This window comes from Silvanigrella aquatica, assembly GCF_001907975.1.
Lineage (GTDB): Bacteria > Bdellovibrionota_B > Oligoflexia > Silvanigrellales > Silvanigrellaceae > Silvanigrella > Silvanigrella aquatica.
In genome coordinates, this window is the sequence record NZ_CP017834.1 from 1164303 (window position 1) to 1179661 (window position 15359).

11 protein-coding genes are annotated in these 15359 nt (G+C 35.8%); 5 read left to right on the forward strand and 6 right to left on the reverse strand.

Features of this window, described 5'->3' with window-relative positions; genetic code table 11:
• Window positions 1-161: 161 nt before the first annotated feature.
• The 4 genes from AXG55_RS04925 (at window position 162) to AXG55_RS04940 (ending at window position 4480) form a co-directional block, all read left to right on the forward strand.
• Entirely contained in the window at window positions 162-887 is a 726-nt protein-coding gene (locus AXG55_RS04925) for a hypothetical protein (protein ID WP_148697016.1), read from the forward strand.
• Window positions 884-2254 (forward strand): RCC1 domain-containing protein, encoded by a 1371-nt coding sequence (locus AXG55_RS04930; protein WP_148697017.1) that lies wholly within the window; start codon window positions 884-886, stop codon window positions 2252-2254. Before AXG55_RS04925 ends, AXG55_RS04930 begins: the two co-directional genes overlap by 4 nt.
• 202 nt (window positions 2255-2456) lie before the next feature.
• Window positions 2457-3104, forward strand: coding sequence for a hypothetical protein (locus tag AXG55_RS04935; protein ID WP_148697018.1), 648 nt, complete (start codon window positions 2457-2459; stop codon window positions 3102-3104).
• Window positions 3101-4480: an RCC1 domain-containing protein gene (locus tag AXG55_RS04940; RefSeq protein ID WP_148697019.1), complete on the forward strand. Its 1380-nt coding sequence runs from the start codon at window positions 3101-3103 to the stop codon at window positions 4478-4480. The genes AXG55_RS04935 and AXG55_RS04940 overlap by 4 nt, the downstream gene beginning before the upstream one ends.
• Here AXG55_RS04940 and AXG55_RS04945 read toward each other — a convergent pair whose 3' ends face one another.
• The 6 genes from AXG55_RS04945 to AXG55_RS04970 all read right to left on the reverse strand — a co-directional run bounded on the left by AXG55_RS04945 (window position 4481) and on the right by AXG55_RS04970 (window position 14222).
• On the reverse strand, window positions 4481-6385 hold the full coding sequence (locus AXG55_RS04945) for a sulfatase-like hydrolase/transferase (RefSeq protein ID WP_148697020.1): 1905 nt from the start codon (window positions 6383-6385) through the stop codon (window positions 4481-4483).
• 109 nt (window positions 6386-6494) lie between these two features.
• Complete coding sequence (gene rpsR, locus AXG55_RS04950; RefSeq protein WP_148697021.1) at window positions 6495-6740, reverse strand: 30S ribosomal protein S18; 246 nt, start codon at window positions 6738-6740, stop codon at window positions 6495-6497.
• 136 nt (window positions 6741-6876) lie between these two features.
• The gene (mutS, locus tag AXG55_RS04955) at window positions 6877-9858 is read right to left on the reverse strand and encodes a DNA mismatch repair protein MutS (protein WP_148697022.1); all 2982 of its coding nucleotides are present in this window, start codon (window positions 9856-9858) and stop codon (window positions 6877-6879) included.
• A gap of 73 nt (window positions 9859-9931) precedes the next feature.
• Window positions 9932-11761: a translational GTPase TypA gene (gene typA / locus AXG55_RS04960; protein ID WP_148697023.1), complete on the reverse strand. Its 1830-nt coding sequence runs from the start codon at window positions 11759-11761 to the stop codon at window positions 9932-9934.
• An 89-nt stretch (window positions 11762-11850) separates the two neighbouring features.
• Complete coding sequence (locus AXG55_RS04965; protein WP_148697024.1) at window positions 11851-12972, reverse strand: glycosyltransferase family 4 protein; 1122 nt, start codon at window positions 12970-12972, stop codon at window positions 11851-11853.
• 23 nt (window positions 12973-12995) lie between these two features.
• Window positions 12996-14222, reverse strand: coding sequence for a class I SAM-dependent rRNA methyltransferase (locus tag AXG55_RS04970; protein WP_148697025.1), 1227 nt, complete (start codon window positions 14220-14222; stop codon window positions 12996-12998).
• Between the two features lie 191 nt (window positions 14223-14413).
• Here AXG55_RS04970 and AXG55_RS04975 point away from each other — a divergent pair, with 191 nt between their 5' ends.
• Window positions 14414-15325 carry a dimethylarginine dimethylaminohydrolase family protein gene (locus AXG55_RS04975; RefSeq protein ID WP_148697026.1) on the forward strand — a complete coding sequence of 304 codons (912 nt, stop codon included), beginning with the start codon at window positions 14414-14416 and terminating at the stop codon, window positions 15323-15325.
• Window positions 15326-15359: the final 34 nt, after the last annotated feature.

Below are 15359 nucleotides of genomic sequence, written 5' to 3' on the forward strand. Positions count from 1 at the left end.
AAAAATAAAATATTGACTAGAAATTACATTCCTCATTTTGTTTGTAAAAAAAATACGAAAATAAAAAATGATGTTTACTAGAAAATTATTTTTTATATTTTTAAGTAATTTTTTTAATTATTTTGTTAAAATTTATACTCCAATGTTATTCTGAGGCTAGTATGTTTAAGTTAATTATGTTTTTGATATATTTTTTATATATTTTACCAACTTATGCACAAAATAATTGTTATGCTTCTTGTGGTGAAGCACTTCCCTATGTTGTTAATGATTATACACAAGATAGCGACTATGGTTTCTCAATTAGTTCTATATCATCAAACGATTCTATTGATATTTTAGCCAGTGGCGGTTATTCAATGCTGTATATGAATGGAGATTACTACTCAGGTTATAATGCTTTTCTTAAATTGTTTTTTCCATTAGGGCATGGTTTTTATTTAGGTATTGGAACTCGTTATGAAGATTTGACTTCCAATGCTCCCTCTTCAAGTTCAAATACGGCAGCAAATGCTCAGCAAAATTCTTTTGTATATCAATCCAGTCAAGCTGGTGTCGATCTCGCCTATAAAATTTCATTTTCATTTTTTGATTTTCAAATAAATCCTTATGCTTATTATGCATTTGATACGATTTGGACAAGGAGTACTATATTAAATAATATAACAATTTCAAGTGTAGCTCCCGTTTTATCTAATTACGTTTTTGGGGTGGGAGGTTCTTTATTGTTTAAATTAAGTAGATTTTACATAGGCCCTTCTGCGTATTATTCGTGGGGTTATATATCAAATGATAGCTATTCAGATAATCAAGGAAATACATATAAATCAAATACGGGATTGTATATATATTATAATTTTAACTTAACGTTAGGTGTTTATTTATGAAAAAGTCAAATTTTATTTGGTTGCTTTTTTTAACTCCTATTTACTATTTCCATAGTTGTACACCATCACGTAATTTACCAGATCCTCCTATGAAATTAGAACAAACTTTGAGCTCTGATGTGCCACTTAAAAATTTAGCAATCTCATCTCTCACTACAGGAAAAGTTAATCAATATACAACACATGGAGCAAAAAATGGACTTATCTCTTTGGGAGACGCTAATGGTTGTGTGGTGATGGTTAGAGGAGAGTTAAAATGTTGGGGAGAGAATTCTAATTCTCAACTTGGCTTAAATTCTATGCTTGGATCAAAAGTCCCCACTCCCACTATGGCTACAGCGGTTAATCCTAAAAATGGCGAGGACATGATAATATCTGTTGTTATGGGAAGAACATCGACATGTGCTAAATATGCAAAGGGGGGCTATAAGTGCTGGGGAAATCAAGCTAGTGGCGTTCTAGGAAACGGACAAACAGTTGGAAATGCTGTAGCACCTAAACAAGTTACAAATGCTACGGGACTCGTTTTAAAATCCGTGCAGCTTAATGATGGATATTCCTGTGTTCTGGATGAGGGGGGAAAAGTCACCTGCTGGGGGAAAAATGACAAGGGGCAACTTGGCAATGGAAATAATGTGAATTCGTATGCTGGAACTGAAGTTTCTTTGGGAGGTGTTGCAGCAACGCAATTAGTTTCTCATAATTATAATAGTTGTGCTCTTTTGTTAGGGAGCGAAGTAAAATGTTGGGGTGAAGATTTCTCTAGTATTCCTCCTTATACTCCTGTCTCAGTTACGACAAGATCTCCTGTCGTTCTTTTGGGGGGCGGGACATCCGCCGATCTTGTTCTGATTTGTGCTGTTTTACAAGACACAACTGTTCAGTGCTTTGGAAAGTCACCAAATACTTTTGGCGAATTTGGTAATGGAAATTTTAACCTACCTTCTTCTTCTACTATAGGAGAAACTGTTATAACAGCTGACGGAAATCCTCTTACAGATGTTACAATGATTGGTTCTGGAGGGGCTAGGTCAACTAGCAAACCATTACCAAATGGTATTAATCAACTCTCTTTTGCCTGTGCTGTCGTATCCAATTCCTCGGTTTATTGTTGGGGCGGTAATGATAGTGGAAATTTAGGTAATAATTCTTTTGAAGATTCTAATTTTGCTGTTAAAGTTACACAAATGTGGCAAAATTCAGATATTTTAGATTTAGCAGTTTCTGATGCTCGTGCCTGTGTTCTATTAAAAAACGACGATGTGTGGTGCTGGGGTGGTAAGTCTAGTAATGGTGAATTAGGTAATGGAGATCTTAGTGGGCAATCTAGTATTCCCGTTAAAATATTAAATAGAAATGATCACTAATTATTAAATACGGTGTTTCTTAGAATAAGTAAATTTTTAAATATCAACAACTTTTTACCTATTTCATTTAAAAAATGACTCGAAAATTTATTCCTCTTTATTACAAAATGATTAAATATAAAAATAAAAATGGCTCTAAATAAAAAATAATTTTTTAATATAAATGATTGCAATCAACTCCTCTAAATTTTTTGAGGTAGCAATGTTCAAGAGAATTTTAATTTTATTATATTTTTTTTATGTAATACCAATTTATGCGCAAGATTATGGTTCAGGCGATTCTAGCAACTCTTTTGACATTTTAGCCAGTGGTGGCTATTCGATGATGACAATTAATGGAGATCCCTACACTGGTTATAATGCTTTTTTTAAATTGTTTTTTCCACTAGGGAGTGGTTTGTATTTTGGAATTGGTTCCCGTTATGAATCCATGACTTCTACAGCAAGTTCTTCAAGCGCAATAAAGAATGCGAGCAATCATCAGAATTCATTTACCTACCAATCTATTCAAGCAGGACTTGATTTAGCTTATAAAATTTCATTTTCCGATGTCGATTTTCAAATTAATCCTTATGCTTATTATGCCTTTAGCAATACTTGGATGCGTAATACGACTATGAACAATTCAACAATTTCAAGTACGGGGCCTGTTACTTTTAATTTGGTTTATGGTGTTGGTGGGTCTTTATTATTTAAATTCGAACCATTTTATATAGGTCCTTCGGCTTATTATTCTTGGGGATATATTTCAAGCGATGCCTATTCAGATAATTTTGGTAATGCTTATTTTGCTAATGCTGGTTTTTATACATTTACCAACTATAATTTAACATTAGGGTTTTATTTATGAAAAAGTTAAATATATTTTGGTTTTTTATTTTTATTTCTTCCTATTATTTAGGAAGTTGCTCGCCCTTAAATAATTTAGCAGATCCTTCTAGCGCAAACTCAGCCAAATCCCTAAGTGATTATGCCTCTATTCAAGAATTAGCTGATCAGTCTTTTAAGTCGGGGATAGTGCCTCAGTACACGACAAATGGGAATAAAAGTGGCTTGATCACACTTGGTGATGCTGGTGGCTGTGTTGTTATGACAGTAGGAAAATTAAAATGCTGGGGACAAAATGACTATGCACAGGTTGGACTAGGGACGACAATACCAATTACCCCAACTCCAGGAGGAGTCTCCTCACCCACTTGGGCCACAGCGGTTAATCCTATTTCGGGACAAGATATTATTGTCTCTGTTGTTGCAGGTAGATCTTCAACATGTGCTTTTTTCTTTAGTGGTTATAAGTGTTGGGGAAACCAAAATTCAGGTGTTTTAGGAAATAGCGTAAATTCAACAACTCCCGCAACATCACCTCAATTTACTACTAATACGGGAGGGAAAATTGTCAAATCCGTTCAGTTAAATGATGGTTATTCCTGTATTCTTGATAATACTGGTAAAGTAACATGCTGGGGGGCTAATACAAATGGTCAACTTGGAGATGGAACAACAACGGCAACATTAACCGGTGTAGCTGCTTCTTTAGGTTCAAATGCGACACTTTTAGTAGGACATAATTCTGATAGTTGCGCACTTTTAAGTAATGGAAATGTGAAATGTTGGGGTAAGGATTTTGGTACTATACCTAGTTTACCTGTATCAATTACAACAAGTAATGCTGTGTCCTTATTAGGTGGAGGTACCGTAAATTTCCCCTTTCTCGGTTGCGCTGTTCTAATTGACTCTACAGTACAATGTTTTGGCAATAGTCCGAATACTTTTGGCGAATTTGGCAATGGAACTAAGACGGCTCCAAGTTCTACGACAACAGGAATTACAGTTTTAAATTCCAATCTACAGCCTCTTACGGGAGCTGTAATGGTGGGTTCCGGTGGAGCAAACTCTACTGCCTACCCGCAAGCTACAATTTATGCATTTTCTTGTGCTGTGACCGATGATTATACCTCAGTCTATTGTTGGGGTGGAAATTATTATGGGAATGTGGGAAATGGTACAAATACCGATTCCAATGTGGCGGTTAAGGTGACGCAAACTTGGCCCAATTCCGCTATTATTGACTTAGCTGTATCTGATGGTAGAGCTTGTGTTTTGCTAAAAAATAATGATGTGTGGTGTTGGGGCGGAAATTTTTATGGATTTGGTGAACTTGGTAATGGAAGTTTAACAGGTACTACTAATGTTCCGATTAAAATATTAAATAGAAATGATCCTTAATTATAATCGCGCTGTGTTTATTTGTTTATCTTCTATATAAAATTCTTTATCAAATAAATTTTTAATTTCTTTGGGAGCGTCTTCAAAGTGAAAGACGCTTTTATCTTTAGAGGAACTGATACTCTTACGGCTAAAATCAATAAAATAGGAAGATTTATCGGGTAAGGTAACTTGTGCCTCGGGGATATTATCATTTGTAACAACAAACCCAGTAGAAATACGCAAACGGTTTTCGGAAATAGGATTTAATAAAGATAGACCATCAATCGGTGAGGCGGGGTTTTCAATATCCATTAAATGCAAAATAGTTGCAAAAATATCGGATTGCGCTATGGGAGCGTTCTGTTTATTTAAAATTTCATTTTTGTATTCGTCGGGTGGAACTACAAAAAAAGCATTGTGAATAATGTCGTTATTATAGCCTTGGTTAAAGACAATTTTTGATTCATCATCATTTTCTTCGTCTTCATTGGCTTCAAAAACTTTGGTAATTTTTTCTCTCCATTTTGAAAGAAAACTTTTATTTTCTTCGTGATCATCTTTTTCTTCTGTATTTATTTCTCTTGCTAAAGGAACGGATTGTCCATGATCGGAAGTATAAAAAATCCAAATAGAGGGATCTTTTTTCCGCGCCGACTCAATTAATTTTGATAAATAAATATCGGAGTAAACAAGAGTGTTATCGTAAGCGTTGGTGCCGTTGGGACTGTTTTCAGGAAAGAATTTTTTATATTGTGGTTCAGAATGAGTTTTATAGGGGTAGTGACTTCCATCCATTTGCGTTACTAATAAGAAGGGAGGGCGCATGTTTTCAAGATGGGGTATTATGCTTGATTCTAGGACTTTTAAGTCATCGGCGCCTTTGGCAACACTGACGTTGCTGCTAAAGTCAGTACCTGCGCGATAGTAATCAACTGTATTTTTACCGCTCAATTGATCGAAGTTTTTCCAACGCAGATCTTGGGAGCTAATAAATGCTGTTTCATAGTCCCTTGATTTTGCATATTCAAATATATTTGGTGAGGAATAAATAGTGCCTTTAGGGTCAATATTTTGCTTACCAACGAGCATATAAGGAACTGAAATAAGTGTATGAGGGCCAATGCTTACGACATTATGAAATGGAATTAACGCTCCCCTGTCATTTAAGGCGTCTAAATGGGGCGTGGTTTTTCTGTGGTAACCATACAAGCTCATATGATTTTTGGCAGCAGATTCTCCAATGATCCATAAAATATTTGGGAGTTTTTTGTGGGAAGGGGATAGCAATATTTCTGGTTTGCTTTGCTTTAAGGTTTTAAAATATAAGGAACGCGCCGTTTCGGGAAGTGCGGCATAAACCGAAGTAATGGAATTTTGATAATCTAGTATAAGGTACCAATTCATCCCGCAAAGAGCCAAAATAGATAAATAAATAGGGGATAGAATAAAAACAAATAAGTTCTTATATTTTATTTTTTGATTATTTTGAAGCAATATAAATGCTATAATAAAAGCAAATATGGCGAATGAAAATATTTTAATGTAATTTATATTTTCTAAAGCGAGTTTGCTAGTAAGCGAGGGTTCGCTAAAAAAGAAGCGGATGCCGTAGGCATTTAAGGGTTTATTATAAAATGCATAGTGCCCCGTCTGAATGCCTAAAGGAATAATGAGGAGAGCGCATGCTAAAAGTTTAGAAAATATTTTTCCTTTAGATATGAAGTGGAGTAGACTTATAAATAGTACTAAAGCAATGAGGCTTAATAAATAGTTTACAAAATAGCGACCACCGATAATGTCATGAAAAAATTTAAAAGGAGATTTTACGATAAATATGTCGTAAATTATTAAAATTCCACTGAGAAGAAATATTTTTTTTAATCCAGAAATACATTGCAATTTGCTTAATAAACTTCGTAACATTTTTTAACCTTAATCAGAACAAATACAAGAGTACCTTTCGTATATTAAAAAAACCGCACTTTCAATATGAAGAGTGCGGTTTTCTTTTTAGTTCTGATATGTCAGACAATTAGCGCGCGTCGCCGCCTTGTCCATAGCTTAAAATAGCCATTGTGCGAGCACGTTTTACAGCAAGTGTAAGAGCACGTTGTTGTTGTGCGCTTGCGCCGCTGATACGACGAGGTACAATTTTACCGTGTTCAGTTACGAAACGACGGAGTAATTGAGTGTCTTTGTAATCAAATGTGATTTGTGGATCAAGCGTACGCTTTGGTCTGGAATAGCGACGTTTTTTCTTACCTGTGGATACTGCCATGGGAAAACTCCTAATGAAGTTCGATAAATACAATGTAGGCAGCAGCGTTGGGCTCGTTCAAAATGATGATTGCCAACGCAGCGACTCAACAAAAACATGAGAGGGAAGATAAGCACAGCCCGAAGCTGGCGTCAAGCTAAAAGAGTGTTTGATCGCTGCCGAGAACGGTTTCTTTTGTTTTTTTAGCAGACATTTGCGATTTATAGGAAGACTTTTGGTATCCAAGAGCCTTTAATAAGAGTTCTGAGCCTAATTCATTTTTGTTAAACTTTTTTAAGGAATACAGAAAATCTAGGGCTTCTCTTGGTGATAAAGAATCGGGATCTGTTACAGAAATGATATCCAAAAGCTTTATTTCATTTGATTTTTCATTGTTATTCTCTTTGTTAATAAAGGCTTTTTGCTCCACTTTACCTACATCATCTCTATTTTGCGAATCCATAATGGGGGCGGGGGGTTGCAATGTGAAGTTCATCTTTTTACTATCTGCTTTATTCTCAAGAGTGTCTAGAAGTTCTTCTGCACGCTGTATTATTTTTTCGGGAATACCGGCAAGTTCAGCAACGTGAATACCATAGCTTTGTCCCGCACTTCCTGAGTTGTATTTGCGCGTGAATTCAATAGCACGTTTTTCAATATTGTCATTTATAATAATATTTTCAGAAACTTGCATATGCATCGGTTGAATGTTGGACTTTTGGGAAATGACCTCTTGAAGCTCATGATAATGAGTTGAAAATAAGGTACGGGCTTTTACTTCATCATGTAAGTTTTCTAAAATGGCCCAGGCCAAGGAAAGGCCATCAAAAGTTGAAGTGCCCCGTCCAATTTCATCGAGCAAGAGCAAGCTTTGGGGAGATGCAAAGCGGAGCATATGAGCTGTTTCTAGCATTTCTACCATAAATGTGGACTGATTTTTTAAGGCATTGTCGGCTGAGCCTATACGGGTAAAAATGCGATCGACCATGCCTATTTTTGCTGTTTTAGCAGGAACAAAAGAGCCCATTTGACAAAGCACTTGAGTGAGTGCCACTTGTCGCATAATGGTGCTTTTACCTGCCATATTAGGACCTGTAATGAGGTGAATCAGAGGATTTTTATTCTCATCACTTTTTTCAATTCCAAGAGTAATATTATTAGCAATGAAGGGTTCTGAATTTGTGCTTAAATGAGCTAAAATAGGGTGTGTTGAATCGGTTAGTTGGGTTAAATTTTCATTTACCAAAGTCGGTTTACACCAGTTGTATTGTAAGGCAAGATTGGCAAAAGTAACTGTGAGATCGATTTCTGCTATTAAACACGATGCCTGGCATAAATAATTAGAAAAATCGAGTATTTTTATGCGTAAACCTTCTAATAACTCTTTTTCTAAAATTATCCGATTATCGCTTGCTGCTAATGCTTTTTCTTCTAATTCTTTTAGCTCTGGGGTAACAAATCTTTCACAATTGGTAAGAGTTTGTTTCCTTATGAAATGTTTTGGCGCTTGCGCTATTTTACCTTTAGAAATTTCAAAATAATATCCAAAAGCTCCTGTATAACCAATTTTTAATGTATGAATTTGTGATAATTCTCGTTCTTTTTTTTCTAAGTCGGAAAGCATTTGATTAAAATTTGTTGAGAGAGAAATGGCTTCATCGAGTTCATTGGAATAACCCTCTTTAAAAATAATACCGCCTTTTCCAATAATAGGTGAGGGATCTTCTGCTAAGGATTTTTCTAGTAATTCGAAAAGGGGTTTCAAAGCTAAAATAGTTTCATTGTCTTTTAAAAGTTCATTTAATAATGGGGCTTGTTTCCAATTTAAAATAACATTTTGAAATAATGGTAAGGTACCAAGAGTTTGTCGTAACCACGCCATAGCGCGTGCATCTAAGTTACGTTGTGCTGCGCGAGATAATAATCTGTCAATGTCTCCAGTGTTTCTTAATAACTCTACGAGTTCTGGAATTAAACCTGTGCAATTTACAACCTCGGAAATTTTATGGAGTGATATATTCACTTCTTCAGCGTTTTTATAAGGATATTTTAATCTATGCAATAATTTACGACTGCCTGTAGCGGTTATGCATTTATTTAAAAAATGAAATAAACTCCCCTTTTTTTCTCCTGATGCTGTATAGAAAAAATCGAGGTGTCTCCTTGTTGCTTCGTCAATAATTAAATGTGTTGATAATTCATATTTTGTAATAAATTGAATATTTTTTAATACATTTTTTTGTGTTGATTTTAAATATTGTAGAATGGCGCAAATTGCTGGCAAACTTTGTGGAATATGGGTTAAGCCAAAGGAATGAAAATCTTTTTCTTTAAAAAATTCACAAAATAATTCTTTACAAGCAAGTTCTGATTTTAAAATCCAATTTTCTATTGAATTTATGGCAATAATATTTTTTTGTTGAATTGATTTAAGTAGCGAGCTTAATTTTTGATGAATGTTATGCGGAGCAAGCAATTCTTTTGGTGAAATTGTTGATAATTCTTGCAATAATAAAGACTCATTTAATTCATATGTAATACGAAACTCGCCTGTTGAGACATCGATATAAGATAAAGTATATTGTTTTTTGCATTCAATCACGCTGGCAAGGTAACAACCAAAACTTCTCTCGTTTGGTGATTCCTCTTCTTCCAAATCTCCTGGGACAGCGGGTGTGGCAATGCGTGTTATTTCTCTTTTGACAATTCCTTTTGCTTGTCTCGGGTCTTCTATTTGATCGCAAACAGCAACCTTAAAGCCAGCAACAACGCATTTTTTTAGCGCATTTTTATATCCTACAACAGGAACCCCGGCCATGGGAACGGGAAACTCACTAGATTTGTCTCTTGATGTTAATGTTAATCCACAAATATCGGATGCTATAATGGCATCAAGCCCAAATAATTCGTAGAAATCTCCCATTCTGAAAAAGAGCAGGGCATCGGGGACTTCTTCTTTTGCGGTGCGAAACTGTTTCATCATGGGAGAATCAAGTTGTTTAATAGCAATTCCTGAGCAATGTTCCTTACTCAGGCGTTCTAATGCAGGTTTTAAGTGAGGAGGGAGCTCTTTCCCTTGGGAAAGCCATTGGGAGATGAGAAGAGAAAGTTGTTCATTTGTATTTTGTTCATGTGTCATTTTTACAAGCCCTTTTTGGTACAAGATTTACCAGCGGGGGCAACTATAAAGTATAAAAAAAGCAGAGTAAAATTTACTCTGCTTTTTCTCTTCTGGAGACACTGCGTTGGTTGGCAGCTAATACGCGTTTGCGTAGACGGATGTTTTTAGGAGTGATTTCAATCCAATCGTCATCTTCAACCCAGTCAAGAGCAGTTTCAAGGCTCAATTTGGTGATAGGAGATAGTTTTGTGGAATCGTCAGATCCGGAAGCACGCATGTTTGTTAGTTTTTTCTCACGAACAGCGTTCACATCCAAGTTGGAATCGCGATTGTGTTCACCAATAACCATGCCTTCATAAACTTCTTCACCAGCAGTCACAAATAAACGACCGCGTTCTTCGAGTCCCGAAAGAGCGTATTCTGTTGTTTTGCCAGAACGATCGGCAATAAGAGAGCCATTTACGCGAGAAAGGAAATTACCACGGTTTTGTTCCCAGCCTTCAAAGTAACTGGACATAAGGCCTTCGCCTTTGGTGTCTGTGAGGAACGTGCTGCGGTAACCTAAAAGTCCACGGGTTGGGATGCTAAATTCAATACGTGTGCGTCCGTTGTTGAATGCTTGCATGTTCTCAAGGCGACCCTTGCGGATAGAAAGTTTTTCTGTGACGGCACCTACGCTATTGTCGGGAACATCGAGAACAACTCTTTCAACAGGTTCTAATTCTTTGCCTTTTTCTGTTTTTGTAATCACCTTAGGACGTGCGACCATACACTCACCACCAGCACGGCGGAGGTTTTCCATCACAATAGCAACTTGCAATTCACCACGGGCTTTTAAGATAAAAACTTCGGGAGAATCTGTATTTTCTATTTTAAGAGCCACGTTATTCATAGCTTCTTTGTGTAAAAATTCACCAAGTTTGTTACTTGTTAAATATGTTCCTTCACGACCTGCTGTAGGGGAGGTGTTTACGCTGACTTCCACGCCCACTGTGGGGGGATCGACTTCAATGCGCGGAAGGGCTTCTGGATTAGAAGCTTCGGCAATGGTGTCACCAATAGCTAAGTCTGTAAGACCCGTAGCAACAATGGCAATGTCGCCCGCAGAGACGCTTTCTACGTCAACTTGTTCAAGCCCACGATAAGCTCTCACTTTAATAATTTTTGCAGGCTGAGTTTTACCTTCTTTGTTTATTAAAACAATGCTTTGGTTTGCTTGTAAAGTACCGCGTTCGACGCGGCCAATAGCCAAACGACCTAAGAAGTTATTGTAGCTAAGGTTATTCACAAGCATTTGTGCGCCGCCTTCGGTAGCAACCTTTGGAGGTGGTACGTGCTCTAGGACGGTGTCAAAGAGATCTTGAAGATTTTCTTTTTGAACGCCCTGTTCTTTGCTTGCCCAGCCGTTGCGACCGGAAGCGTAAAGAATTGGGAAATCAAGGTGATGATCTTCAGAGGAAAGTTCTAAGAAGAGATCTTGAACCATTTCGGAAACTTCATCAATACGTGCGTCGGGACGATCAACTTTATTAATAACAAGAATCATACGGAGATTGCGTTGTAACGCTTTTTGCAACACGAATCTTGTTTGAGGAAGGGGACCTTCTGCTGCATCAACAAGCAGAATGGCACCATCAACCATCATCAAGGTGCGCTCTACTTCACCGCCGAAGTCGGCGTGGCCCGGGGTGTCGACAATGTTTATGCGTACGTCTTTGTAAACCATGGATGCATTTTTAGCAGCAATGGTAATTCCACGTTCGCGTTCGAGGTCCATACTGTCCATGACACGTTCTGCAATGGCTTGGTGAGCCGCAAAAGTACCAGATTGTCCAAGAAGTTTGTCAACCAAAGTTGTTTTACCATGGTCAACGTGAGCTATGATCGCAATGTTACGCATATTTCCGTTATTCGTTGTCATACAAAGCCTTTCGTAAGATTGGATCAAACAGGATCCAAGATATTTTCCGTTTCGTTGGTATTCATATTTCTTTAAAAATGCAAATCAATTCATTGTAGGGTACCATAAAGTGTGAGAGTTTCCTGTGCCATGCGTTCCCAAGAGTATTTTTTAGAGAGCTGTAACCCATTTTGTACATTTTTTTTAAGATTTGGGTTGTATTCATCAAGTGATTCATGGATTCCTCTTTGGATATCTTTGATATCTAAAGGGTCAACATAAATGGCCACATCTTCCATAATTTCAGGAAGAGAAGTCGTATTGCTGATAACCACAGGAACTCCGCAGGCAGCGGCTTCGATGGGAGGTAAGCCAAATCCTTCATACAATGAAACATAAACAAAACTACTACACAATGAATAAATAAGTGGGAAATCCTCTTCTTTGACAAAGTCAACAAAATGAACATCTTTATGTTTTCCATATTTTTTGGAAATTTCAAGAAGAGAGGTGTGATTTTGTGTAAGAATAACTAAGGGCAGTTTAAAGTTTCCTGTACAATAAGCTTCCGTAAGTCTTTCTAGGTTTTTATGTGGTTTGTTATTCCCAATGGTAAAAATGTATTTGGGAGGTAATTTATGTTTGAAGACAACGGAATGTACTTTTTCTTGATTAAAAGCTTCAGCAGGTTGAAAATTATTATAAACTCCATTGTAAAAAACATGAATTTTCTCGTTTGGTAAACCCAAGTATTTTATGATTTCATTTTTAGAGAAATTTGAGACTGTTATGATAGATTTTGCTTTCAATAATTTTCTTTTTAAAAAAATGTTATAATAAATTTTTTGAATTAAGGAATAATTATTTGAAAGAGCCATATGATTCATATCATGAATAGTTGCAATAAGGGGTATAGAACTTAAAAGTGGTACTATGAAATGTGGCGAATGAAATAATTTTGGTTTATATTTTAATATTGTAAAAATAATTTCAAATTGCCCTAAAAAACTAAATGTCCCAAATTTTAAAGTAACAATTAAGAAATTGCTAGGTAACTTATACTCATTAAAAGGTGAATTTGCATTGGTGACAAGAATAAAATTGAAATTTTCATGATCTTTACAATTAATTATGTTAAAAATCAGTTCCCTAATATGCCTCGCTATGCCATGTTCAGCGTCTTTAACGACAATTCTAGCGTCAAGCATAATTGTTTTTTTGTCTGAACTCATTTTTTACTCCATAATTAAATAATTTATAGTTTGCGATTTATTAAAAAATAGCATTTAAGATATTCAGAAGAATCGGGATTTGCAAGATGTGTGTGACACGGTGATTGTTCCCCTTTGTGCAAAAATACCCAATTTCCTTCATTTAATCCAACGCAAACCGATTCTAAAAAATCGTGATCAGGAATATGTCTGCTGCAACTGCATAAAATAAGAATACCATTATCAGAAAGTAATTTACTCGCTAATTTAGTCATGCGTGAATAAGCTCTTTTTGCTTCAGGCACATGTTTTTTAGTTTTAGCAAAGGCAGGAGGATCGGCAATAATTAAATCATATTTTTTTTCAAGTTTTAAAAGCCTCTGCATGTGTTCAAACATATCTCCATGGAGCATTTCAACTGTTACATTATTATTAGAGTTTGCCAAAATGTTATTTTTTGCAAGATTGAGTGCCCATGAATCTTGATCAATTAATGTCAAATCATTTACTCCAGACGATGCTGCTGTCGCGCTCCAAGCACCGGCATAACTACAAATATCAAGGCAAGACTGTATATCATAATCTTTTATTATTCTTGATAGGTATTCTAAATTTTTTCTTTGATCAAGAAATAAACCTGTTTTTTGCGCCTTGTTAAGAAAAAAGTTCATTTTTAGTTTAGCAAAGTTACAGTTAACTTCATAATTATTATTTTCTTTGGAAGATTCTGTGATCCAACGTGTTCTTTCGGGTAAATCTTCCATTTTTCTGATTTGCCCCGTGCTTCTTTCGAACAGCGGTCGATTGTCAATTAATTTAAGGGCATCAATTATAAATGGCAGTAAGAACTCACCCGCTTGAGAAGAACTTTGAATGACCAGAACGCTTTGGTAGTCATCAATGGCAATAGCAGGAAGGCCGTCATTGTCTCCATGAGATAATCGAAAAGCTTCCTCTTTTGGAAATTGAAATTTTATTTTTTCACGTTTTAAAGTGTTTAAATGCTCGGAAATTGCTTTAATAAATGTTTCTTTTTTAATAGTATTATTTTCTATGTGATTAAAAATTTTATCTGGTAAAAAACGAACTGATATCAGACTTTTCTTGCAATAAATGCCAATTTTTTTTGTTCCTTTAATATGTACAAGAGAAACTTTTTGATCGTTTAATTCATTATCATTAATATGTTTAATTTGATTGCTAAATAGCCAGGGGCTTTTAAAAAAGTTGTTTTTTAAGCCCATTGTTTCAATTTCCAAAATTTGAATCACTTTGCATTCCTCGTATTCTAAAAAAATAATTGTATCTCAGATAGCTTCCATTTTTTATTTTGGAAGGGTTGATATAATCGTGTTTATCTTTTTTTGTAAAACAATTGAACCTGAATTTTAATTGATGTAAAAAAGTCATCTGCTTTCAGGAATATAACGAGAAAGCGTGCTTCCATTTTTAGAGGTGCTCCATGAGAAAAGTGATACGCAATGTATCCGAATTGTCTATTTCTAAAGAGTCTTTATCGTCAATGCCAAAACCACAAAAAGTGATGATGGTCAATCCTGCCTTTTTTAATGTTGATAATCCCATTAATGCTCATATGTTGCGTGAGGATGGTTCGCTACATATTTTGGATAAAAACAAAGCAATTGAGCAATGGCAAAATTTAAAAAAAACATATGAGAGCATTGGATTTAATGTTTTTGTTGTCGATCCGGTAAACGGTCTTCCTGACATGGTATTCTGCGCAAATCAAAGTTTTCCTTATTTAGATTCCTGTGGTAATTTCCACGCTGTGCTTTCGAATATGCGCAACGATATCCGGAATGAAGAAGTTCCTTATATAAACTCTTTTTTAACAGCGCATGGTTATTCTTCTCATCGTATTGCTTCAAGGACAATGGGGTATTTTTTTGAATCCATGGGAGATGCATTATGGTTACCAGGCTATCGATTTATTTTAGGTGGCCATGGATTTCGTACAGATAAAAGAATTTATAATCTTTTATCTGAAGTAACAAATTCCCCAGTCGCCATTTTTGAGTTAAAGCATGCAAAGTTTTATCATCTTGATACTTGTTTAAGTATCCTAAATGCCAATTCTGCATTAGCATGTAAGGAAGCGTTTACGGAAGAGGGATTATTATTATTGAAAGCTATTTTTCCACAACTTCTTGAAGTGCCCCTTGCTGAAGCGGATTCTCCTGGATTTGCATGTAATGCCCACTGTCCTGATGGTAAGCATGTTATTATTCAGAAAGGTTGCGAGAATACATTGAAATTGCTTAAAGATAATAATTTTATTCCTTTAGAAGTAGACACATCGGAGTTTATTAAGTCGGGAGGTTCCGTCTTTTGCATGAAGCTTATGTTTTTCTAAATCATTATAATAATATGTAGATTGTGCTACAGAG